Origin of the sequence: Pelagibacterium montanilacus, assembly GCF_003992665.1 — a bacterium.
GTDB lineage: Bacteria > Pseudomonadota > Alphaproteobacteria > Rhizobiales > Devosiaceae > Pelagibacterium > Pelagibacterium montanilacus.
The window spans coordinates 79,415-101,388 of the sequence record NZ_RZMX01000025.1; the positions used below are offsets into that span (position 1 = coordinate 79,415).

A 21,974-nucleotide genomic window follows, 5' to 3' on the forward strand; every position below is an offset into this window, starting at 1 on the left:
CGCCCGATTGCCTTGGCGCACCGGTTTCACTATGGTCCGCCCGCATCCCGCCCTTATCCTGCGCTCTGGTTGACCGGCTGCCCATGTCCAAGCTGACTGAAACCTCCAAGCTGACTGACACCGCCCTGCCCCGCCCCGTGCCCCAGCCCGGCATTTTAGAGATTTCCGCCTATGTGCCCGGACGCTCGAGCACGGGCAATGCGCGCGCGCCGATCAAGCTCTCGGCCAATGAATCCCCGCTCGGTGCCAGCCCGCGCGCCATCGAAGCCTACCGCGCGGCCGCCGACCGGCTCGAGATCTATCCCGAAGGCTCCTCGCGGCTCCTGCGTGAGGCGCTCGGCGAGGTCAACGCCATCGATCCGGACCGGATCGTCGTGGGCGCGGGGTCCGACGAGGTGCTGCACCTGCTTGCCCAGGCCTACGTGGGGGTGGGCGACGAGGTGGTCATCTCGCGCTACGGGTTCATGGTCTATCCCATCGTCACCCGCGCGGCAGGCGGCGTGCCCGTCTTTGCCGAGGAAAACGACTACCACGCCGATGTCGATGCCATCCTCGCCTCTGTGACCGACAAGACCCGGCTGGTTTACCTCGCCAACCCCAACAACCCCACCGGCACCTGCCTGCCGGCCTCCGAACTCGACCGGCTCCATGCGGGCCTGCCCGCCAACGTCATCCTCGCGATCGATTCGGCCTATGCCGAATACGTCACCGACCCAGATTACGGGGTGGGCATCTCGCTCGTCGAGCGCGCCGAAAACGTCGTGATGGTCCGCACCTTCTCGAAAATGGGCCTCGCCGCCGTTCGCGTGGGCTGGCTCTATGGCCCTGCCGCCATCATCGATGTGCTCAACCGCATCCGGGGGCCCTTCAACGTCACGATGCCCGGCCAGCTTGCCGCCGCCGCCGCGGCCCGTGACCTCGCCTTTATCGCGCGGCTCAAGGCCCACAACGCCCAGTGGCGCGACTGGCTGACCGCTGAGCTCTCGTCCAACCGCCTGCGCGTCCTGCCCAGCCAGGGCAATTTCGTCCTCGTCCTGTTCCCCGACACCCCCGGCAAGACCGCTGCCGATGCCAATGCGGCGCTGCTCGAAGAGGGCCTCGTGGTCCGCGAGATGGGGGGCTATGGCATCCCAGAGGGCCTGCGCATTTCCATCGGAAGCGAATCCGCCATGCGGGCGGTCGCTGCCTGTCTCAAGGACTTCATGGACCAATGATGTTCGACAAGATCGCACTGATCGGGATCGGGCTGATCGGCTCGTCCATCTCCCACGCCGTCCGGCGCAAGGGGCTCGCGCGCGAGATCGCCATTTCCACCCGCCGCGCCGACACGCTCGAGGAAGCCCGCGCCCTGGGGCTGGGCACCCAGTACACGCTGGACGCCGCCGAAGCCGTCAAAGGCGCAGATCTCGTGGTCCTGGCCGCGCCCGTGGGCGCCTATGAGGCCATCGCGCGCACCATCGCCCCCCATCTGGCTCCCGGCACCATCGTCACCGATGTGGGCTCGGTCAAACGCCACGTTCTGTCCGCCGTCGGCCCGCACCTGCCCGAGGGCGTCCATTTCGTGCCCGGCCATCCCATGGCGGGCACCGAGCATTCGGGGCCCGGAGCCGGCTTTGCCTCGCTCTTTGCCAATCGCTGGACGATCCTCACCCCCGAGCCGGGCACCGACCCCAAGGCCATCGAGACGACCGCCGCCTTCTGGCGCGCGCTGGGGGCCGATGTCGAGCTGATGGACGCCGACCACCACGATCTGGTCGTCGCCATCACCAGCCACGTGCCGCACCTGATCGCCTACAATATCGTGGGCACCGCCGACGACCTTGAAACGGTCACCAAGTCAGAAGTCATCAAGTTCTCGGCCGGAGGCTTCCGGGACTTCACCCGCATCGCCGCGTCCGATCCCGTCATGTGGCGCGACGTGTTCCTGACCAACCGCGAGGCGGTGCTCGAAATGCTTGGCCGGTTCCTCGAAGATCTCAGCACGCTCCAGCGCGCCGTCAGGGTCGGGGATGGCGAAGCGCTCGAGACGCTCTTTACCCGCACCCGCGCCATCCGCCGCTCGATCATCGACGCTGGCCAGGAAACCGACGCGCCCGATTTCGGCCGCGCCCATGAGGACGACGGCACGTCCCGGTAGCGCTTATCCCGAAAAAAGAACCAGCCGCCCGGCTCAAAAGACCGGCGGCACCGTCGCCATCGGCAGCAGGCCGATAAAGATCTGCCCGCCCCGGGCGCTGAGCGTCTGACTGTAGACGCCCTCGTCGTCGGGCCGGCCCAGCAGCATCGCGGCCATCGGGTCGTCCGAGAAATCGCCGAATCGCTCCACCACGCCCTGGGACTGCACCTCGGCGCTGCCCATCAACAGGCCGTTATCATCGAGGGCCATCTCCCCGCTGGCCGAGAGCGACAGCCCCTCGGCCACAGCGTCGAGAGCCCGGACCGTCAGCACCCCGCCATTGGCCTGCCAGAGTGCCGCCATACGCGGATCGCCCCAGAGCGCCATTTCGGGCACCGCGGTCAACTGACCGTCGAGCGTTGCTTGCCCGTTCGCGATCTGCAGCCCGCCCATCCCGGCGCCCTCGAGCCGGACGAAGAGATCGAGCACCGAGCCCGCAGCCTCGCCCTCTCCGCCCTCGACAAGATGGATTTCCGCGCCCTCTACCGCGCCCAGCACCGTGTCCCCGAACAGGAGGTCCGACCACACCAGCTCCTCGCCCACCACCGAAAAGCGCTCGATCGTGCTGCCCGAGAGCCGCAGGCTGGCGCGCAGGCTCTCCCAGTCGAGCTGCTGGCGCGAACCGGTAAAGGCATCGGAAATCTCGGCCGGTCCCTCGGCGAAAAGCTGCATATGGGTGGGCCGATAGATAAGCGCGGTGCCATAGATCGAGTTGACGGCCAGCGTTATGTCGCCCGAGGTTATCCGCGCGCCCTCGCACCGGGGCGCGAACTGGAACGGGAACCCCCGCACCGCGCGCGTCTCGCATTCGAGACGAGGCGCCATGACCCCGTCATTGCTCTCAAGCGCCGCGAGCTCGGTGTCGATCTGGCTGGCCACGAACAGCCACACGCCGGCCCACAGGGCGCAGACGGCAAGCACGATGATGATGACAATGACAAAACGCTTCATGGCAGCCTTCTTACCGGTTCGCCTCCTGGCCGTCACCGGACTTTTTTGCCCGCGCCAGCCCACCGCATGGCGCCCCGGCGCTGCTCAGCTTTTCTCGAGAGGGACCGGCGGCAGGCCGATCCCGTTGCGCAACCACGCGCAACGCGCCGGGACGAGGGCCGGCAGCGATCGTCCACCGGCCCGCTTGTGCCTTTCATGGCCCCATGGCAAGAAGACGGCATGGCCAATGACAACGACCAGCCCCTGTCCTGGGTGTTCGGCTATGGATCACTGATCTGGCGGCCGGGCTTCCCTTTTGTTCGCGCCGAGCGCGCCCTCATGCGCGGCGTGCACCGGCGCCTGTGCATCTTCTCGCACCGGCACAGAGGCACACCCGAGCAGCCCGGCCTCGTCTTCGGGCTTGAACGGGGCGGATCGTGCATCGGCATGGCCTTTGAGGTCGCCCCCGAGCGGTGGATCGAGGTGCGCGACTATCTGCGCGAGCGCGAGCAGGTGACCGGCGTCTATCGCGAAACCCGCCGCCCGGTGAAGCTGGCCAGCGGTGAGATCGTCCCGGCCCTCACCTTCGTCACCGATCCCGGCCACATCCAGTACGCAGGCCGACTGGCCATCGACGACCAGTTCGCCCTGGTCAGGCGCGCCAGCGGCGCGTCAGGGCCCAACGCCGATTATGTGGTCAACACCGCCAGCCACCTCGAACAACTCGGCATTCCCGACGGCCGCCTCGACGCCCTGAGCGCCCGGCTGCGCAGCGCAGCCACCGATGAGATGCACGAAGCGGGCAAACCGCAATCCGGACCGGCCGGTGCGCGATAGAGCGGTTCCAGGAGAGTGGAAACTCTTTTCCAGATCGGAAACCCGGCGAGCCAAAGACCGGGAGTTCCCGGTCCGATTTACTCGGAACCGGACAAGGTTCAGAGCACGCTCGAGCGCCACCCTGGAGAGGGAGGCACCGGTCTCCCTCCATTCTCCCATAGCCAGACCGCGATACCGCTCCCCCTCCCGCACCAATGGTCGAAAGAGGCAGCCGCCTGCCTTGAGAGCACGCGCCGGCACCGTAAGTGGCATTTTACAGCGGCCATCGGGGCACCGCCCGGACCACCGTCCGATTCTTCGGAAGGACGGGCACTGCCCACCCTCCGGTTCTCGGGTTAGCCGCGTGCGCCGGCACTGCCCCTCGAATGCGACACGGCGCGCTGACCTTCATTGATCAGTCAGGCAGGGCCGGGCATTCATTCAGGCAGCGCTGCGCACCAAAGGGCAGCGCACCCCCTCAAGATCCCAGACCAGCGTCATGCGTGAGAGGTCGTCGCCCGGATCGGGCAGGCAATACATGGCCATGCCTTCGGCCAGCGCGCGGCGGAATCGCTCCCGGCTCGCCTGATCGGCGATCAGGTCCTCGGCCGTGCCGGCCCAGCCGACCGCATCACCGGCCAAGACGTAAAACCATCCCTCCATCAGGGTCGCGCCGGTCGCATCGACCCGCTCGAGGCCATAGCGTTGGCCCGAGCGTCCGAACCAGACGGTCGTCCCCGAGCCTCTCCCGGCTCCCTGGGCAATGCTTCGTGTCATGGCTACCCCTCGCTGCCCCCGGACGCGAACATCGCGCCAACAAGAACAAAATTAGAACAAACACCCGCAGATGTCAATTGCGCTCCATGCGCTCCACCCCGCATGATCCGGATTGAGCCCACATATTGTGTCTAATTTTCGGCAGAATACAATCTCTGGATTCAAGACATCGCGATCAGGATGCTTGGCCCATCCGCGCCTCGAGCTCGGCGATCCGCGCCCTCAGCCTTGGGGAGATGGGCCGGGCGAGCCCCGCCTGCACGTCCTCAAGGATCATGCGGTCAGTCTCGCCCTCAATGGCCGCGATCAGCCGCTCCTCGAATTCGGCGGGCGCGAGCCCGGGCGCGATCGGCGGCAGAAATCTGGCCCGTGCCTTGCCTGGCCACAGCACGGGGCTGTTGCGCCCCCAGTAGAGCCCTGAGGTCAGCGCCACGGGCACCACCGGAACCCCCAGCGCGACGTACATGCGTATGATGCCCGAGCGGTAGGCCGGCGCCTCGAGCGGCGCCCGGCGCGTGCCCTCGGGGTAGATGATCACTTCGCAGCCCCGGTCCACCGCCTCCTGGGCGCTGGCCAGCATCAGCGGCACCGCGTCCCGCCCGCGCTTGCGATCGACCGGCACCGCATTCATCCATGCGGCGGCCCAGCCGAAAAAGGGAATCGCGAGCAGTTCCTTCTTGGCGATGAAGGCCGGCTGGCCCATGTGGGGCAGGATGGCGAAGATATCCCAGTCGGACTGGTGTTTGGCCGCCACGATATAGGCGCCCTCCGGCAGGTTTGTCATGCCGGTCACCTCGCTGCGGATACCCACCAGCCAGCGCAGCAGGAAAAGGGTCGCGACCGACCAGTAGCGCACGATCGCCCATCCGGATTTGCGCCGGGTCGGCATCAGCTTGGCCATGGTGCCGACGAGCAGCGCCAGAAAGAAAGTATGGACGAAGAACGCGAGGTAAAAGAGCGTGGAGCGAACAGCCTGAACGATCATTTGCCCGTATCCTTGCTGCGCCCGGGAATCACGAAATCTGGGAGAGGAACCGTCGCACGGTCAACCGCGAGGTGATCGCCGTCAGCCCAGCGATCACCAGCACCACGCCGGCAAGCCCCAGAATGCCGCTCAGCCCCAGCGAGAACTGCCCGAAAAGAATCCCGATCTGCTGACCCGATTCGTCGGGAACCACCGTGCTCATGGCGGCGCTCACCATGGTGAAGAACAGGATCGCCGCGACCCCGCCGAACACCCCGCCCCGCAGTCCGATCAAAAGGAACCGCCCCTGAAACTCGCCGGCGATGAACCGGTTCGAGGCCCCGATGAAATGCAGCACGTCCACGATGTCGCGGTTGGTGGACATGGTCCCCCGCGTGGCAAAGACGATGGCCAGCGCCGTCGCCACGAGGATCAGGCCCAGCACCAGGATGCCCGAGACGACCACAGTGCCGGCCATGGTGTTGAGCTGCACCCGCCAGGCCGCATGGGTCTCGATCGTGGTGCCCGGAATGGTCGCGAGGTCACGCTCGAGCCGGCCGATATCGAACCCGTTGGGGTCCGAAAGCCGCACGATCACCAGCCGGGGGATCGAGAGGTCGGTAAGATCGAGCCCCGCGCCCAGCCATGGCTCGAGCAGCGCCTCGCTGTCTTCCACGCTGAGCACTTCGGTGCCCGCAACTCCGGGGATCGCCTCGGCCAGCGAGACCGCGAGGCGCAGATTGCTGTCCATCACCTCCCCGTCGATGGGCCGGAGCTGCACGGTGATCTCCCGGCCCACATCGGCCGACCAGGCCAGCGCCGAGTTCTGCACCAGCAGCACGCCCCCGAAGGTGACGCACGAAAGGAAGGTCATGATGCCGATCAGCAGCATCAGGGTACGCCCGGCCACCGATTGCGCCGGCACGATGGCGTTGGGCCGCGGCCAGCCCAGCTTGCGGCCCTCAGTCATGAAAGCTCAGCTCCCCGTCTTCGAGAAGCATGCGCGGATAGGAGAATTTCTCCAGAAGGTTCAGCTCGTGGGTGGCGAGAATGATGGTCGTCCCCATGCGGTTGAGCTCCTCGAAGAGATGCAGCAGCCGCTCGGACAGTTCTGGGTCCACATTGCCCGTGGGCTCGTCAGCCAGCAGGATATCGGGCTTGGCGATCACCGCGCGCGCAATGGCCGCGCGCTGCTTTTCCCCGCCCGAAAGCACCGCCGGATGGGCATCCATCCGGTCGCCCAGCCCCACCCAGTCGAGCAATTCCTCGACATTGGCGCGATAGCTCGCCTCGGCCTGGCCGCGCACCCGCAGGGGCAGGCCCACATTCTCGAACGTGGTCAGATGATCGAGCAGCCGGAATTCCTGGAACACGATCCCGATATGCCGGCGCATCTGCAACAGCCGGTCGCGGTCGAGCGTGGTCACGTCCTCGCCGAACAGGGACACCGACCCGCGCGTGGGCTTGAGCGAAAGCAGCAAAAGCCTGAGCAGCGATGTCTTGCCCGACCCGGAGGGGCCCGTCAGGAAGTGGAACGAACCGGGAGAAATCCTGAACGTCAGATCCTTGAGAATTTCCGGACCGTGCCCATAGCGCAGCCCGACGTTTTCGAACGCGATCAAACCCACCGCTCCGCGAATCAATAAGTGCCCGATACTAGCGAAATGCCAGCCTTTGACCATCGCAGTGGCCGCAATAGGGCACCGTTTCAAGAGTTTTAACCTCACCCCGCTTAATCTTGGGGACCCAGAGCGTTTCCGAAAAAACCGGAAGCCCTGTTCTGGCTCGGACGCGCGACACATCAGGAACCCTGGGCCCAGACCGTGATCATCACCTGCCCAAATTGCCGCACACGATACCGCGTGGCCGCCGAAGCCATCGGCGCGGCTGGGCGTCAGGTCCAGTGCGCCACCTGCGCCAGCGCCTGGATGGCGACCCCGAGCTTTCCCGCGGGCAAGGCCCCCCTCGCCGATCCCGAGCCCGACGCCGACGAAATCGCCCATATCAACGACGACGACACCCTGTTTGACGCCGCCGACGAGGAGCTGCTCGACGACGCGTTCGTGCGCGCCGATCCCGGCACCGCCCCGCGCCAGCGGCCAAGGCGACGCGCCGGGGACAAGCCCAAACAGCCCGCCCGCCAGCCCGCTCCCGACCCGGGCGCCGAGGCCCTGGCGCGCCGCAAGCTCGACATCGCCCGCAAACTGCCTCTGGCACGCATCAGGCGCGCCGGACGGGTGGTTCTGGCGGTGTGCGTCCTCGCCTTTGTCGCCATCGCACTCCTCATGCGCACCGACATCGTCCGGGCCGTCCCCGAGCTCGATTCGGTCTACAGGCTTGTCGGACTTGGAACAAATGTCGTTGGTTTGGATTTTACAGAGATTGAAACCCTGAGGACCACGCGTGACGGCAATGCGGTTCTTGTCGTCACCGCCCGGATCGGGAATGTCACTCCGGCGATCGCACAGGTGCCGCCGGTTCTGGTTTCCCTCCTGGGAGAGGACGGCGCGATGATCTACGAGTGGAGCGTCAATCCCGCCGAGCGCAGCATATTGCCCGGAGACGTCATCGCCATCGATACCCAGCTCACCAATCCGCCTCAGGGCGTCGAAAGGGTCCGGCTGCGGTTTCTGGAATCGGGCAGGGAAAATCGGTGAACGAGCGGGCAAATCTGCGCGCCGTTAACTTTTGCGCAGCCCTCGCTGCGCCACAACAGGGGCGGGCAACCCTTGCGACCGGCGGGCCGATGGCCGGGTCTCAGGCACCCCACGGGGACAGATTGATGAAGGGAACAGGCGGGTATGGCGCGCATTCTGGTAGCTGAAGACGACGACAACGTTCGCGCTTTCGTCGTGCGTGCGCTCGAGATGTCCGGCCACGAGGTGACCCCGGCCGAAGATGGCGGGCTGGCCGCCGAAATCCTCGCCGAGCGCCAGGGCGCCTTCGATCTTCTGGTGTCCGACATCAAGATGCCGGTCATGGACGGCATCAGCCTCGCTCTGACCGCGGGCGCCGACTATCCGGACATCACCATCGTGCTGATGACCGGGTTTGCCGACCAGCGCGAGCGCGCTCACGGGCTCGACGCCCTGATCTACGACGTGCTCAACAAGCCCTTCTCGCTGGCCCAGCTCATCGGCAAGGTCGATGATGCGCTTTCGGGGCGGCCCGCCGAGATCATCCCGCTCGCCCGCTCCGCGCTCTGAGCACGATCAAAGCCAGTCCGGTACGCTGTCCCGGCCGATGAGCGCTTCGAGCGTCTCACGTGGCCGGATCACGTGATGGCGGTCGCCCTCCACCAGCACTTCGGCCACCAGCGGTCGGGTGTTGTAGGTCCCGCTCATCACCGCGCCATAGGCCCCCGCCGTCATCACCGCGAGCAGATCGCCCTCGCCAAGCGCGGGCAGGTCCCGGTCGAGCCCGAGATAATCCCCGGTCTCGCACACCGGTCCCACCACATCGGCCCGGAACGTGCGGTCCGCGTCTTGGGGCACGCGCACGGGGACGATATCGTGATGGGCCTCATAGAGCGTGGGTCGAATCAGATCGTTCATCCCCGCGTCCACGATGACGAAATTCTTCTTCTCGCCGGGTTTGATGTATTCCACCCTGGTGACCAGCACCCCGGCATTGCCCGCGATCAGCCGCCCCGGTTCGATGATCAGCCGGCACCCCAGATCGCGCACCCGGTTGGTGACGATCTCGGCGTAAGCGAGCGGATCGGGCGGGGCCGGCGCGTCCTGGCGATAGGGAATGCCCAGCCCGCCGCCCACATCCACGTGCTCGATCGTGTGGCCCGCGGCGCGCAGCCGTCCCACCAGCTCGGCCAGCAGCGCGAACGCGTTGTCGAAGGGCTCGAGATCGGTGATCTGGGAGCCGATATGCATGTCGACGCCCACCGCCCGCACATGGGCGAGGTCTGCGATCCGGGCATAGACCGCCTCGGCGCGCTCATAGGCGATGCCGAACTTGTTTTCCGACTTGCCCGTCGAAATCTTGGCGTGGGTCCGCGCGTCCACATCGGGGTTGATGCGCACCGAAACGGGCGCGGCCACGCCCATCCGCCCCGCCACCGCCGCGATGCGCTCGAGCTCGGGCTCCGATTCCACGTTGAAGCACAAGATGCCCGCCTCGAGCCCGCGCACGATCTCCGCTTCGCTCTTGGCGACCCCTGAAAAGATGATCTTCTCAGCCGCGATGCCGGCCCTGAGCGCCCGCTCGAGTTCCCCCAGCGAGACCACGTCCGCCCCCGCGCCCTCGGCGGCGGCGATCGTGAGCATCGCCTGGTTGGAATTGGCCTTCATGGCGTAGGCGACCAGGGTGTCGAACCCGGCAAACGCCTCGGTCATCACCCGGATATGGCGCCGGAACGTGGCTGCCGAATAGCAGTAGAACGGCGTGCCCACCGCATCGGCGATCGCCGCAAGGCTGACGTTCTCGGCGTGCATCACCCCGCCGCGATATTCGAAATGATGGACCACCGGTCAGGCTCCCAGCCGCTCGCGCCAGGCCGACACCTGGGCCAGCACGTTGGCCGGCGACGTGCCCCCGAAACTGGTGCGCGACTTGACCGAATTGTCCACGCCCAGCACCTTGAACACCTGGCTCGTGATCCGCTCGTCGATCGCCTTGAAATCCTCAATGGTCAGCCCTTCGAGCCCGCAGCCCTTGGCCTCGGCGGCCGAAACCGCGCGCCCGGTGATGTGGTGGGCCTCCCGGAACGGCACGTTGGCGGCCCGCACCAGCCAGTCGGCCAGATCGGTCGCGGTCGAGAACCCCGCCCCCGCCGCCGCCGCCATCTTCTCGCGGTTGACCACGAGGTCCCCCACCATCCCGGTCATGGCCGCAAGGCAGAGCGAGAAGGTGTCGAGCGCATCGAACGCGACTTCCTTGTCTTCCTGCATGTCCTTGGAATAGGCGAGCGGCAGGCCCTTCATCACCATCAAAAGGGAGGTGAACGCCCCGAAGATCCGGCCGATCTTGGCCCGGATCAGCTCGGCGGCATCGGGGTTGCGCTTTTGCGGCATGATCGAGGACCCTGTCGAGAACTTGTCCGAGAGCGCCACGAACCCGAACTGGGCCGAGGACCAGATCACCAGCTCCTCGGAAAAGCGCGACAGGTGCATCGCCGAAATCGAGGCCGCCGAGAGCACTTCGAGCACGAAATCGCGGTCCGAGACCGCATCGAGCGAATTGGCCGTCGGCCCGTCGAACCCCAGCGCCCTGGCCGTCATCTCGCGGTCGATGGGAAAGGACGTTCCCGCCAGCGCGGCGGATCCAAGGGGGCTGAGATTGAGGCGCCGGCGCGCATCGAGCAGCCGCCCCTTGTCGCGCTCAAGCATTTCCACATAGGCCAGCATGTGGTGCCCGAAGGTCACCGGCTGGGCGCTCTGGAGATGGGTAAACCCGGGCATCACCGTGCCCGCCTCGTCCCCGGCGCGCGCGACCAGAACCTTCTGGAGCGTCTCGATCTGGCCCGCGAGCGTATCGACGCAATCGCGCACATAAAGCCTGAAATCGGTCGCAACCTGATCGTTGCGCGAGCGCGCGGTGTGCAGCCGTCCCGCCGCGTCCCCGATCATCTCGCGCAACCGGCTCTCGACATTCATGTGAATGTCCTCGAGCTCTCGCGAAAAGGTGAACTCGCCGCGATCGATTTCCCCGCGCACCGCCTCTAGACCGGCGATGATCGCGTCCTTATCGTCGCGCGTCAGAATGCCGACTTCCCCAAGCATGGTCGCATGGGCTATCGAGCCGGCGATGTCGTGGGCATGGAGCCGCTTGTCGAAATCGATGGAGGCGTTGATCTCTTCCATGATGGCGTCGGGACCGGACCCGAACCGTCCTCCCCACATGCGATTGCTCATCGGCGCCCCAGAAACTCTAAGTTGAACAGAAGTTGGCGAAATGACAGGACGAACCGAACCCAGGCGCATATCGCTGTTCGTGACTGCAGGGGTGTCCGTCGCGGCGCTAGGTATAGCGGCCGCCCTCTGGCTTAGCAATGCCGGCACCGGGCTCGCCCAGAGCTGCGAAATCCGCGAGGACGTGGCCCAGACCATGGACGCTTCGGCCCAGGGCGAACTTGCCGCGCTCCTCGCCTCGATCAATGGCCGGGGATATGCCGACCTCGCCTTTATCGACAGCGAGGGCAATCCCCTGACCCTCGCCGATTTCTCGGGCAAGAAGCTGCTGGTCAATTTCTGGGCCACCTGGTGCGCCCCCTGCCGGGAGGAAATGCCCGATCTTGACGCGCTGCAGGCCCGCTATGGCAGCGAGGACTTCGAGGTGGTGGCGATCAGCCTGGACATGGGCAGCGACGGCCCGGTGGCTGCCGACCAGTTCCTCGAGGAGATCGGCGCGGACAATCTCGCGCTTTACGCCGACCCCTCCTACAAGGTCTTCGAGCGCCTGCGCAACGAGGCGGTGACCCTCGGGCTCCCCGCCACGGTGCTGCTCGACGAGGAGGCCTGCGAGGTTGCGGTCCTCCAGGGCCCCGCTCATTGGGACAGCGCCGATGGCGACCGGGTGATCGAAACGCTGCTCTCGCTGTAAGGACACGGCGCGCAAGAGGCCCTTTGCGCGCCAGAGGCAAGGTTGTGCTGGCCCCGGGGCGCCCAAGCTGGTAGGAGTGCGCTTTCCCTCATGGAAACCCGGATACGGTTCTCCACGAGGCTACCGCGACATTTCAAAGACCTGAAGCCCCCCTTTTCCGAAGCAGTCGGACAAGGACATGGCCCAGGCGGCTCTCCGCAAAGATCGATGCCATGACCCAGTCTCAAGAAACGCCGCTGGCCCCGCTGCCCGCGTCCATTCCCTCTGCCCTTGCCGCCGCGCTCGACGCGCAGGGCTATCACGCGCTGACCCCGGTCCAGCTCGCCATGCTCGAGCCCGGCCAGGAAGCCTCGGACCTTCTGGTCTCGGCCCAGACCGGCTCGGGCAAGACGGTGGCCTTCGGGCTGGCGGTTGCCCCCACGCTTCTTGAAGGCAATGACCGGTTCATGCCGGCCAGCACCCCTCTGGGGCTGGTAATCGCGCCCACCCGCGAACTGGCCATGCAGGTGCGGCGCGAGCTCGACTGGCTCTATGCGCGCACCGGAATTTCCACCACCACCTGCGTGGGCGGCATGGACATGCGCACCGAGCGCCGGGCCCTCGAGCGCGGCGCCCATCTGGTGGTCGGCACGCCCGGGCGCCTGCGCGACCACATCATGCGCGGCGGGCTCGATCTCTCGGCCCTGCGCGCCGTGGTGCTCGACGAGGCCGACGAAATGCTCGATCTGGGCTTTCGCGAGGATCTCGAGTTCATCTTGTCCTCAGCTCCCGAGGAGCGCCGCACCCTTCTGTTCTCGGCCACGGTGCCCCGCGCCATCGCCGAGCTGGCCCGCACCTATCAGCGCGACGCGGTCCGGGTGAGCGCCGGCGCCGGCAGCCAGCAGCACACCGATATCGAATACCAGCTCATGGTCGTGCGCCGCGACGAGCGCGAACACGCCATCATCAACACCCTGCTCGCCTCCGATTCGACCGGCGCGCTGGTCTTTTGCCACACCCGCGAGGCCGTCCGTCACCTCGCCGCCCGGCTCGCCAATCGCGGCTTTGCCGCCGTGGCGCTGTCGGGGGAAATGGCCCAGTCCGAGCGCACCAGCGCCCTCCAGGCCATGCGCGATGGCCGCGCCCGGGTATGCGTGGCCACCGACGTCGCCGCCCGCGGCATCGACCTGCCCAATCTCGACCTCGTCATCCACGCCGACGTGCCGTCCAACCCAGCGACCCTCCTGCACCGCTCGGGCCGCACCGGGCGCGCCGGCCGCAAGGGCATCTGCGTTCTGATCGTGCCCGAGCATCGCCGCCGGGCCGCAGACCGCGTGCTCGACATGGCCGGACTCGACGCCGGCGTGCGCACCGCCCCCACCATCGGGGAGATCGAGGCGCGCTATCGCGACCAAATCCTTGAGGATGCGCGCGCCACCCCCGAACCCGAGGCCGAGGAAGCCGCGTTCGTCACCCGGCTGGTCGAGGAACTCTCCCCCCGCCAGCTCGCCGCCGCGCTCCTTGCCAATCAATGGGCCGCGCGCCCCACCCCCGAAGAGGTTTCCCCGGTCGAGCTCTCCGCCGATCGCGGGCCAAGGCGCCGCGACCGCGACGCCCCGCGCGAAGGCGGCAAGCCCGAACGCATGAGCGGCGGGGTCTGGTTCTCGCTCTCGCTGGGCCGCAAGCAGCGCGCCGACCCCAAATGGCTCCTGCCCATGATCTGCAAGGCCGGCGGCGTCAAAAAGCCCGATGTGGGCTCGATCCGCATCGAGGACAGCGAAACCCTGTTCGAGATTTCGCCCGAGCGGGCCGGCGCCTTTGCCGAGCAGGTCAAGGACGGTCGTACGCTGGAAAAAGGCATCCGCATCACCCCGGCCAGCGCGCCGGGCGGCGGCCGGAGCGGCAAGCCGCGCCCCAATTTTTCAGCCGACGGCCCCCGCCCCTACAAGGGCAAGCCGCGCAAGTCCGGCCCGGATGGCGACGCCCGTCCCGGAATGTTCGAGGGCAAGCCCGGGCCCCGCAAGCCCAAGAACGCCAAACCCGGCGCAAAGTCCGGCCCAAGCCGCACCAAGCCCGGCAAGAAAGACCGCTACTGAGCGAAAGACACCGCGGCCGGGATCCGCTCCCGGCCTGCTATTGCAGCGTTTCCAGGACAAGTGGAAACACTTTTCCGGTTCGGAAACGCGACAAATCAAAGACTTAGAGCTCCTGTTCTGATTCAATCAGAACAGGATATGCTCTAGGAACGCGGGCGCTTCGTCTTGGAAAGATTGAGCGCCACCGCCTCGGCGAAAAGCGCCTTGAAGGCCTCGGCGTCGACCGTCTCGCCCTCGGCGATATCGATGGCGCGCCGCATGTTGCCCTCGAGGCTGGCGTTGAACAGCCCTTCGGGGTCAGGCACCGAGGCGCCCTTGGCGAAGGTCAGCTTGACGTGGGCCTTGTAGACTTCCCCGGTGCACACGATCCCGCCCCGCGACCAGACGGGCACCCCGCGCCACTTGACCTCCTCGATCACCTCGGGCTCGGCTTCGTGGATCAGCGCCCGCATGCGGGCGAGCGTCTTGCCCCGCCAGTCCCCGAGCGCGGAGATCTTGGCGTCGATCCGCTCGGACGCGGGCGTTTCCTCCTCGCCGCTCACCGCTCAGGCGCTCTTGTCGAGCACCAGCCCCATGCCCTGGGGCGCGGGTGGCTTGGCTGCCTCGACCGCCTGGGTCAGCATGTCGATCATGGCCATGTCCATCTCATGGGCCTTCTTGGTCATCAGGATTTGCGCCGTGTTCTGTGTCTGGGCCTGTTTCATCGCCACCGCGACACCCGCCAGCTCGCTCATCGCCTGTTTCCTTGCCGGTCCGATTGGTCCCCCCAGTCTAGGGGTCTATGGTCAACAAAAGGTTGAGCGCAAGGACCCCCGCTATTTGCGCCAGAGCGGGATGCCCCGGCGCCGCATCAGCACCACGAGCACCACGCCGGCGGCAAAGCCCCCGATGTGGGCCCACCAGGCCACGCCCGCATCGGGATCGACCAGCAGCGAAAAGAACTGCATGCCGATCCACAGCCCCAGCACCGTCCAGGCCGGCAGCGTGATGGGCAGGGGAATGACGATGCGCACCAGAACGAAGATCCGCACATTGGGATAGAGCATCATATAGGCGCCGATAACGCCCGCTACCGCGCCCGAGGCCCCGATCAGCGGCCCGTAGCTCCCGAGGTTGAACCCCATATGGGCCAGCGCCGCCGCCGCCCCGGCAAGCAGGTAGAAGGCGAGGTAGCGCACATGGCCCAGCGCATCCTCGATATTGTCGCCCAAAACCCAGAGAAACAGCATGTTGGTGGCAAGGTGCATGAAATCGGCATGCAGGAAGATGTAGGTAAACAGCGTCAGCTGGTCGGGCAGCCAGGGCGCCGGTCCCTCGACCACCCCGGTCACCACCGCCGGGATCATGCCGTATTCGATATGGGCCTGGTCGAGCGCCATCTGCCCGCCCGCGACCTGCACGAGGAACACCAGCACCGTGACCGCGATCAGCGCGTAGTTGACGACGGGAAACTCGATATGGGCGATCTTGTTGGAATCGTATAGCGGCAGAAACATCGCGCGAGCGCTCCCCGGAGTGTGCCTCGCCCAAAGCTATACACCACCTCCGCGCCCGGGGAACCGCCCAAAAAGGGTGAGCGCCCCGAGTCTTGCCCGCGCCGGTCAGGCCGCGGCCATGGCCCGCCCGCGCCCCTCGGCCTTGGCGCGATAGAGTGCGTCGTCGGCAGCCTTGAGCATCGCGTCGGCGCTCGCATACTGGCCCGCACTGAGCGTGGCGTTTCCGATGCTCACGGTCACCGCACCGGCAGGACTGCCGCTATGGGGAACGGCCAGCCCTTCCACGGCGCTGAGGATTCGCGAGGCAACCGCCGCCACCCCTGCCGTGTCGGTGCGCGGCAGGATCACCGCGAACTCTTCCCCGCCAAAGCGTGCCGCCATGTCGGGCCCGCGCTGGGAGCCCTTGCGCACGCAATCGGCGACCTGGCGCAGACAGGCATCCCCCGCCGGATGGCCATAGGTGTCGTTATAGGCCTTGAAGTGATCGATATCGGTGACGATCAGGCTGATGTCGTGGCCGTTCAGCCGGGCCTGCAGGAACTCGTTCTCCCAGGCGTGGTCGAAATCGCGCCGGTTGTGCAGCCCGGTCAGGGCATCGGTGGTCGCCAGCACGCGGAATTGCTCGGCCACATCGGCCAGCTTGGCCTCGGCCTGCTTGAGCGCGGTCACGTCCGAGACGATCACCACCGACCCGCCGGTCTCGAGCCGCCGGGACTTGATGTGCAGCCAGCGCCCGTCGGCGAGCGAAACCTGCTCTTCGCCCCCCTCGCTTGTGCGCGTCAGGACCCATTGCTTCCATTGCTCGGGATCTCGATCCCCGATGTTTTGCTCGCCTGTGGCAAGGACCGCATCGAGGATGTCGGCCAGCAGCGCGCCGGGTTGGCGTACGTCCCCCGTGCGGGGAAAAAGCGCCTGGTAATTGGCGTTGCTGAACAGCAGCCGGTTGTCCCCGTCGAACCGCGCCAGGCCATCGGACATGCCCGAAAACAGGGTGTCGAGTTCGCTCTGCTTTTCCCGCAATTGCCGCTCGAGGGTCACCCGCTCGGTGAGGTCTTTGGTCACCCCCACCAGCCCGGCCACGGTCCCGTCCTCGTTCAGGATCGGGGTCTTGGTAGTCAGGAACGTCCGGATCCCGCCCTTGCCGGTGGGCAGCGTCTCTTCCTTGTCCACCATGGCAACGCCCGAGGCCAGCAGGGCCTGCTCCTCGTCATAGAGCGTCCGGGCGCGCTCAACCGGAGAAAAGTCGAAATCGGTCTTGCCGAAGATCGCCTTGAGCTGGCCCATATCGAGCGACGCCAGCACGCCCTTGTTGGCAATCACCAGCCTGCTGTGCCGGTCCTTGACGTAGAAATAGTCCGGGGCCTGGGCGATCGAGGCCCGGAGCATATGGATCAGCCAGCCCCGGCGCCGGCTCATCTCGATCCCGATCGCCGAGAGAACCGAAGCCAGCAGATTGAACCCCATCATAGGGAACACGGCGTCAAAGAACGCGCGCTCGCGCAACGGCGCGGGCAAGAAATAGAGCGTGATCAGCGGCGATACAGCCTGAAGCAGGCAAAACACGATAGTGGCCTGTGTCCAGGCGCCGAACTCCCGGCGCATCCAGTAAGCGAGCCATCCCGCGGCCACCCCGAAGGCGATCGTCGCAAAGCCTGCATAAAGACCCGCGCCGCCCAGCGAAAAGCGGTACGCCGCCGCGATCAGCCCGGCGATCACGCCCGCCAGTGGGTCGGCAAAAAAACCCGCCAGCCCCACCAGAACGCTTCTCAGGTCGAAAAAGAAGCCGGACTGGAACGGCACGGCCATGATCATCGTGGCGATCGCCGCCGCGCCCATATAAAGGCCCGCGCCCGCCATCCTGACGCGCCGCGGCCAGCTTCGGACCCATTCCTGGGACAGCGCCCAGATCGCGACGAACAGCGCAACCACGGCGAAGCTCGCAAACAGTTCCTTGATCATGCCGCGCCCTGCCTCGATGGAGGGCCAGCATCGGCAACCCATGTTAAGGTCGGGTTATCGCGGGCCGGGGGATTTGGCCAAGTTATTAACGCGCGCCTAAAACGCACCCCACTTCCCTGCCGCCGCAGAGCATGGCGCGCGCAACAAAACAGGGACTTGGAGCTCCTGTTCTGACTCAATCAGAACAGGATATGCTCTTAGCCCTTCTTCTCGTTGCCAGTATTGCGCCCCGGCTCCCAGAGCACGTCGGCCTTGCCCGCGCCGTTGGCCAGGCGGGCCAGGACGAACAAGAGGTCCGAGAGCCGGTTGAGATAGCGCAACGCCGCCGGATTGACGTCCGGCTCGACCCGGGCGAGGCCAACCGTATCGCGTTCTGCACGGCGCGCGATCGTGCGGGCCATGTGCAGATGCGCGGAAAGCGCCGAGCCCCCGGGAAGGATGAAGGACGTGAGGGGCGCCAGGGTCTCGTTGTTCTGGTCGATCTGGGCTTCGAGCCAGTCCACCTGCGCCGCGCTGATTCGCAGCGCCGGATAGCTGCGATCCGCATCCGACCCCGGGGTGGCGAGATCGGCGCCCAGGTCGAACAGATCGTTCTGGATCCGCGCGAGTGTCGAATCGAGCCGCGCCATGTTCCGGGTTTCGAGCCGGGCCAGGCCCAGAACGGCGTTGGTTTCGTCCACCGCCCCGAAGGCGGAAATCCGCGCATCGTCCTTGGGCCGGCGCGGCCCGTCCACGAGCCCGGTGGTGCCGTCGTCCCCGGTACGGGTGTAGATCTTGTTGAGCTTGACCATGTCCCCCGCCTACCGGTCCGGGCCGAAAAAGTAGAGCGCGGCCATAAGCAGGGCCACCGCCACCGCCTGCATGGCGACGCGCGCCCGCATCAGCTTCTGGCTGGTGTTGCCCGAGCCGCCCTTGAACATGTTGTAAAGCCCCATCCCGAGGATGATCGCGACCGCCGCGACGGCGATGACGATGGCGAGATTGACGAGGAATTCCATTCTTGTGGTCCCTGGGTTCTGGAGCGCCTGTGTCGGAGCGCGATATGTCAAAGCCTTGGCACTTTTGCCCCTTATACGCTTCAGTGGGCCGGTTGGGCCACACCCGTGCGCGGGCGGGACCGAGTGTCGCGGCGACCGCTTGCCCCAGCCCGGGCGGCCGTGCTCCGGACAAATGGAAAAGCTTTCCCCCGGTTCCCGGTCAGATTCCCAGATGCGCCCGCAGATCGGCCGCGCTCCAGCCGGCCGCGCGCAGATCGGCAAGGCTTTGCGAGCCCCGGGACTTGGCGAGCTTGGCCTGTTCCGCGTCGCGCACCAGAGCGTGGTGGCAATAGAGCGGGGCGGCCAGCCCCAGAAGCGCCTGCAGCAGCACATGGATATCGGTCGCCGCGTGCAGATCCATGCCCCGTGTGACATGGGTTATCCCCTGATGGGCGTCGTCGAGCACCACAGAGAGATGATAGCTCGTGGGCGTATCCTTGCGCACCACGATCACGTCGCCCCAGCGGCCCGGATCGGCAGCCCGGCGCTTCACCGCGTCCCTGGGTGTCGGCATGGTCTCGGCGATCTCGAGCGCCCCGGCCCGCCTGATCGCTTCTCTCATGTCGAGCCGCAGCGCATGGGGCGCGCCCGCCGCGATCCGCGCGGCGCGCTCTGGTGCCCCGATGGCCCTGCACCCCCCGTGATAGAGCGGCGCGCCGTCGGGATCGGTCTCCCCCGTGCCCGCCGCGCGAATCTCGGCCCGCGTGCAAAAGCACGGATAGACCAGCCCCGCATCCACAAGCCGTTTCGCGCCCGCCCGGTAGAAATCGAAATGGTCCGACTGCCGCCGCACCGGCGCCGGCCAGTCGAGCCCCAGCCAGGCCAGGTCCTCGAGAATCGCCTCCACGAACACCTCACGGCTGCGCGCGGTGTCGATATCCTCGATCCGCACCAGCATCTTGCCCCCCAACGCCCGGGCCCAATGGTCGGTAAACAGCGCCGAATAGGCATGGCCCGCGTGCAGAAGCCCGTTCGGGCTTGGCGCGAAGCGGAAAATCGGTTGTGATGGAGACATGGCCCTTCCACCCGATGCGTCGCACCCCCCTATCACGGCCCGCGCCGCCCATCCAGCACGGCTCGATACCTCCGAGGCGCTTGCCGCCCATCTCGAAGGGCTCGGCACCCGCGACCCCCGGCTCGCGGCGGCCATCGCCCGGGCCGGCGAGGTCAGTCTGCGCACCTCGCCGGGCGGATTTACCGGCATGGCGCGGGTCATCTGCGGGCAGCAACTCTCGGTGGCCTCGGCCCGCGCCATCTGGGGCCGGCTCGAGGCGATGGGCGCGACCACCGCGCCTGCCTATCTTGCGCTCGAGGAGACCGATCTGCGCGGCGCCGGGCTTTCGGCCGGCAAGCACCGCACCCTCACCGGACTTGCCCGGGCGATAGAGGCCGGCGCGATCGATTTCGATCTCGTCGACACCATGGAGCCCGACGCCGCCATCGAAACGCTCACCGCGCTCAAGGGCATCGGCCCCTGGACCGCCGAGATCTATCTCCTGTTCTGCGCGGGCCATCCCGACATCTTTCCGGCGGGCGACCTCGCGCTCCAGAAGGCCGTCGCCCACGCCCTGGACCTGCCTGGTCGACCCGCGTCCGCCGAGCTGATCGCGCTGGCCCGCGACTGGTCTCCCCATCGCGGCGCGGCGGCCCTCATGTTCTGGCGCTATTTTTCCGCCATGAAGAATTCCGATGCCTGGGACGCGCTCTGAGCCCCGATCAAGGACCCCATCATGACCACCACCACGCCCCCCAAGCTCTCCGGCCCCATGCTGCCGCCCGTTTCGGGCAACGCCCGCCAGCTCGTCGTCCTGCTGCACGGCTATGGCTCGGACGGGCGCGACCTGATCGCGCTCGGCCAGTTCTGGCGCGACAGCTTCCCCGATGCGCTGTTCGTCGCCCCCAACGCCCATGAGGGGTGCCCGGGCAATCCTTTCGGCTATCAATGGTTCGCGCTCGATCCCGATCGCGACATCTCCCGCCTCGTGGGCTCGCAATCGGCCCGGCCGGTCATTTTGGACTTTCTCGAAGATCTCTGGGCCCAGACCGGGCTCGGCCCGGCTGAGACGGTGCTGGTGGGCTTCTCGCAGGGCGCCATGATGGCCCTCGACACCGGCCTGCGGCTCAAGGATCCGCTCAAGGCCATCATCGCCTTTTCCGGGATGGTGATCGAACCCGAGGCGCTCAAGGGCGAGATCGCCTCGCGCCCCCCGGTGCTGCTCGTGCACGGGGACGCTGACGAGGTGGTCCCGGTTTCGGGCAGCCTCAAGGCCGAACCCTTCCTCACCGAACTTGGGCTCGACGTGCAGCTCCACATCTCCCCGGGCGCGGGCCACACCATCCCCACCGACGGGCTCGAGGCGGCGACCGCTTTTCTCGCCGAGCGCATCAACGGATAGTTTATTGATAAGCTTCTTCACAGCCCTGTCATATCGGGCATAGAATATGGCCATGGAATCGTTCCGGGCCCCACCGGACGGCGGCCAGATAAGGCCACCGCTCGCTTGGGTCCGGAGAAACGGCTGAGGCCCCCTTTTCCGAGGGGTTCGGAGACGGACAGGGCCCAGCCTCCATGGACCGGAGGGTTGAGTGACCGTTCACGTGTCACCGCAGGCCTGCCCAGCACTTGTCCTGAACGCCGATTACCGGCCGCTCAGCTACTATCCCTTGTCCCTTTGGAACTGGCAGGACGCGGTCAAGGCGGTGTGTCTGGAGCGCGTGCACATCGTCTCGGAATACGAAAAGGTCGTGCGAAGTCCCACCTTCGAGATGCGCCTGCCCAGCGTCATCTCGCTCAAGGACTACGTGCAGCCCGCCAAATATCCCGCCTTCACACGCTTCAACGTCTTCCTCCGCGACCGTTTCCAGTGCCAGTATTGCGGGTCGCGTCACGATCTGACGTTCGACCACGTCCTGCCCCGCTCGCTGGGCGGCCGCACCACCTGGGACAACATCGTCGCCGCCTGTTCGCCCTGCAATCTGCGCAAGGCCAACCGCACGTCCCGCGAGATCGGCATGTATCCCATGCAGAGGCCCTTCCAGCCCACCGTGCACGAATTGCACAACAATGGCCGGGCCTTCCCGCCCAACTATCTCCATGAAAGCTGGCTCGATTTCCTCTACTGGGACATCGAACTCGAGCCGTAGAGCGTTTCCAGGAAAAGACTGAACGCCCGGACGCGTCGGGAATGA

24 protein-coding genes are annotated in these 21,974 nt (G+C 66.6%); 10 read left to right on the forward strand and 14 right to left on the reverse strand.

The window, feature by feature from the left end; all coding sequences use genetic code 11:
* Nucleotides 1–83 precede the first annotated feature (83 nt).
* On the forward strand, nucleotides 84–1,214 hold the full coding sequence (locus EO136_RS09305; RefSeq protein WP_127144165.1) for a pyridoxal phosphate-dependent aminotransferase: 1,131 nt from the start codon (nucleotides 84–86) through the stop codon (nucleotides 1,212–1,214).
* The gene (locus EO136_RS09310) at nucleotides 1,214–2,137 is read left to right on the forward strand and encodes a prephenate/arogenate dehydrogenase family protein (RefSeq protein WP_127144288.1); all 924 of its coding nucleotides are present in this window, start codon (nucleotides 1,214–1,216) and stop codon (nucleotides 2,135–2,137) included. Before EO136_RS09305 ends, EO136_RS09310 begins: the two co-directional genes overlap by 1 nt.
* A gap of 33 nt (nucleotides 2,138–2,170) precedes the next feature.
* Here EO136_RS09310 and EO136_RS09315 read toward each other — a convergent pair whose 3' ends face one another.
* The gene (locus EO136_RS09315; RefSeq protein ID WP_127144166.1) at nucleotides 2,171–3,127 is read right to left on the reverse strand and encodes a DUF2125 domain-containing protein; all 957 of its coding nucleotides are present in this window, start codon (nucleotides 3,125–3,127) and stop codon (nucleotides 2,171–2,173) included.
* A gap of 219 nt (nucleotides 3,128–3,346) precedes the next feature.
* On the opposite strand from EO136_RS09315, the gene EO136_RS09320 reads away from it, so the two are divergent.
* On the forward strand, nucleotides 3,347–3,943 hold the full coding sequence (locus EO136_RS09320; protein ID WP_127144167.1) for a gamma-glutamylcyclotransferase: 597 nt from the start codon (nucleotides 3,347–3,349) through the stop codon (nucleotides 3,941–3,943).
* A gap of 420 nt (nucleotides 3,944–4,363) precedes the next feature.
* Here the strand turns inward: EO136_RS09320 and EO136_RS09325 are convergent, their stop codons facing one another.
* The 4 genes from EO136_RS09325 to ftsE form a co-directional block, all read right to left on the reverse strand.
* Nucleotides 4,364–4,699 carry a hypothetical protein gene (locus EO136_RS09325; RefSeq protein WP_127144168.1) on the reverse strand — a complete coding sequence of 112 codons (336 nt, stop codon included), beginning with the start codon at nucleotides 4,697–4,699 and terminating at the stop codon, nucleotides 4,364–4,366.
* A 175-nt stretch (nucleotides 4,700–4,874) separates the two neighbouring features.
* A complete protein-coding gene (locus tag EO136_RS09330) occupies nucleotides 4,875–5,684 on the reverse strand; it encodes a lysophospholipid acyltransferase family protein (RefSeq protein WP_127144169.1) in 810 nt (269 codons plus the stop codon).
* A 28-nt stretch (nucleotides 5,685–5,712) separates the two neighbouring features.
* On the reverse strand, nucleotides 5,713–6,633 hold the full coding sequence (locus EO136_RS09335; protein ID WP_127144170.1) for a cell division protein FtsX: 921 nt from the start codon (nucleotides 6,631–6,633) through the stop codon (nucleotides 5,713–5,715).
* Nucleotides 6,626–7,285, reverse strand: a complete 660-nt coding sequence (ftsE, locus tag EO136_RS09340) for a cell division ATP-binding protein FtsE (RefSeq protein ID WP_127144171.1) — start codon at nucleotides 7,283–7,285, stop codon at nucleotides 6,626–6,628. The genes EO136_RS09335 and ftsE overlap by 8 nt, the downstream gene beginning before the upstream one ends.
* 201 nt (nucleotides 7,286–7,486) lie before the next feature.
* Between ftsE and EO136_RS09345 the strand changes: the two genes are divergently transcribed.
* Both EO136_RS09345 and EO136_RS09350 read left to right on the forward strand, forming a co-directional pair.
* Nucleotides 7,487–8,320 (forward strand): MJ0042-type zinc finger domain-containing protein, encoded by an 834-nt coding sequence (locus EO136_RS09345; RefSeq protein ID WP_281280376.1) that lies wholly within the window; start codon nucleotides 7,487–7,489, stop codon nucleotides 8,318–8,320.
* A gap of 144 nt (nucleotides 8,321–8,464) precedes the next feature.
* Nucleotides 8,465–8,869 carry a response regulator gene (locus EO136_RS09350; RefSeq protein ID WP_127144173.1) on the forward strand — a complete coding sequence of 135 codons (405 nt, stop codon included), beginning with the start codon at nucleotides 8,465–8,467 and terminating at the stop codon, nucleotides 8,867–8,869.
* 6 nt (nucleotides 8,870–8,875) lie between these two features.
* Here EO136_RS09350 and lysA read toward each other — a convergent pair whose 3' ends face one another.
* The gene (lysA, locus tag EO136_RS09355) at nucleotides 8,876–10,111 is read right to left on the reverse strand and encodes a diaminopimelate decarboxylase (RefSeq protein ID WP_127144289.1); all 1,236 of its coding nucleotides are present in this window, start codon (nucleotides 10,109–10,111) and stop codon (nucleotides 8,876–8,878) included.
* Nucleotides 10,112–10,147: 36 nt separating this feature from the next.
* Nucleotides 10,148–11,530, reverse strand: coding sequence for an argininosuccinate lyase (gene argH / locus EO136_RS09360; RefSeq protein ID WP_127144174.1), 1,383 nt, complete (start codon nucleotides 11,528–11,530; stop codon nucleotides 10,148–10,150).
* Nucleotides 11,531–11,570: 40 nt separating this feature from the next.
* Between argH and EO136_RS09365 the strand changes: the two genes are divergently transcribed.
* Together EO136_RS09365 and EO136_RS09370 are read left to right on the forward strand one after the other, a co-directional pair.
* Nucleotides 11,571–12,218, forward strand: coding sequence for a TlpA disulfide reductase family protein (locus tag EO136_RS09365; protein ID WP_127144175.1), 648 nt, complete (start codon nucleotides 11,571–11,573; stop codon nucleotides 12,216–12,218).
* A 212-nt stretch (nucleotides 12,219–12,430) separates the two neighbouring features.
* Nucleotides 12,431–14,293 carry a DEAD/DEAH box helicase gene (locus tag EO136_RS09370; RefSeq protein ID WP_127144176.1) on the forward strand — a complete coding sequence of 621 codons (1,863 nt, stop codon included), beginning with the start codon at nucleotides 12,431–12,433 and terminating at the stop codon, nucleotides 14,291–14,293.
* A gap of 143 nt (nucleotides 14,294–14,436) precedes the next feature.
* On the opposite strand, the gene EO136_RS09375 is transcribed toward EO136_RS09370, so the two are convergent.
* The 7 genes from EO136_RS09375 to gluQRS all read right to left on the reverse strand — a co-directional run bounded on the left by EO136_RS09375 (nucleotide 14,437) and on the right by gluQRS (nucleotide 19,800).
* The gene (locus EO136_RS09375) at nucleotides 14,437–14,835 is read right to left on the reverse strand and encodes a DUF1801 domain-containing protein (protein WP_246018313.1); all 399 of its coding nucleotides are present in this window, start codon (nucleotides 14,833–14,835) and stop codon (nucleotides 14,437–14,439) included.
* A gap of 3 nt (nucleotides 14,836–14,838) precedes the next feature.
* Complete coding sequence (locus EO136_RS09380) at nucleotides 14,839–15,027, reverse strand: YjfB family protein (RefSeq protein ID WP_127144177.1); 189 nt, start codon at nucleotides 15,025–15,027, stop codon at nucleotides 14,839–14,841.
* 81 nt (nucleotides 15,028–15,108) lie between these two features.
* Entirely contained in the window at nucleotides 15,109–15,789 is a 681-nt protein-coding gene (locus tag EO136_RS09385) for a rhomboid family intramembrane serine protease (RefSeq protein WP_127144178.1), read from the reverse strand.
* Between the two features lie 105 nt (nucleotides 15,790–15,894).
* Nucleotides 15,895–17,748: a diguanylate cyclase gene (locus tag EO136_RS09390; protein ID WP_164730514.1), complete on the reverse strand. Its 1,854-nt coding sequence runs from the start codon at nucleotides 17,746–17,748 to the stop codon at nucleotides 15,895–15,897.
* Between the two features lie 197 nt (nucleotides 17,749–17,945).
* Entirely contained in the window at nucleotides 17,946–18,539 is a 594-nt protein-coding gene (locus EO136_RS09395) for a cob(I)yrinic acid a,c-diamide adenosyltransferase (protein ID WP_127144180.1), read from the reverse strand.
* Between the two features lie 9 nt (nucleotides 18,540–18,548).
* Nucleotides 18,549–18,746: a twin transmembrane helix small protein gene (locus EO136_RS09400; RefSeq protein ID WP_127144181.1), complete on the reverse strand. Its 198-nt coding sequence runs from the start codon at nucleotides 18,744–18,746 to the stop codon at nucleotides 18,549–18,551.
* 199 nt (nucleotides 18,747–18,945) lie between these two features.
* Nucleotides 18,946–19,800 (reverse strand): tRNA glutamyl-Q(34) synthetase GluQRS, encoded by an 855-nt coding sequence (gene gluQRS, locus EO136_RS09405; protein ID WP_127144182.1) that lies wholly within the window; start codon nucleotides 19,798–19,800, stop codon nucleotides 18,946–18,948.
* On the opposite strand from gluQRS, the gene EO136_RS09410 reads away from it, so the two are divergent.
* The 3 genes from EO136_RS09410 to EO136_RS09420 all read left to right on the forward strand — a co-directional run bounded on the left by EO136_RS09410 (nucleotide 19,799) and on the right by EO136_RS09420 (nucleotide 21,929).
* On the forward strand, nucleotides 19,799–20,494 hold the full coding sequence (locus tag EO136_RS09410) for a DNA-3-methyladenine glycosylase family protein (RefSeq protein ID WP_127144183.1): 696 nt from the start codon (nucleotides 19,799–19,801) through the stop codon (nucleotides 20,492–20,494). The two genes, gluQRS and EO136_RS09410, sit on opposite strands and share 2 nt — an antisense overlap.
* A 21-nt stretch (nucleotides 20,495–20,515) precedes the next feature.
* Nucleotides 20,516–21,181, forward strand: a complete 666-nt coding sequence (locus EO136_RS09415) for an alpha/beta hydrolase (protein ID WP_127144184.1) — start codon at nucleotides 20,516–20,518, stop codon at nucleotides 21,179–21,181.
* 190 nt (nucleotides 21,182–21,371) lie between these two features.
* Nucleotides 21,372–21,929 (forward strand): HNH endonuclease, encoded by a 558-nt coding sequence (locus EO136_RS09420; RefSeq protein WP_127144185.1) that lies wholly within the window; start codon nucleotides 21,372–21,374, stop codon nucleotides 21,927–21,929.
* Nucleotides 21,930–21,974: the final 45 nt, after the last annotated feature.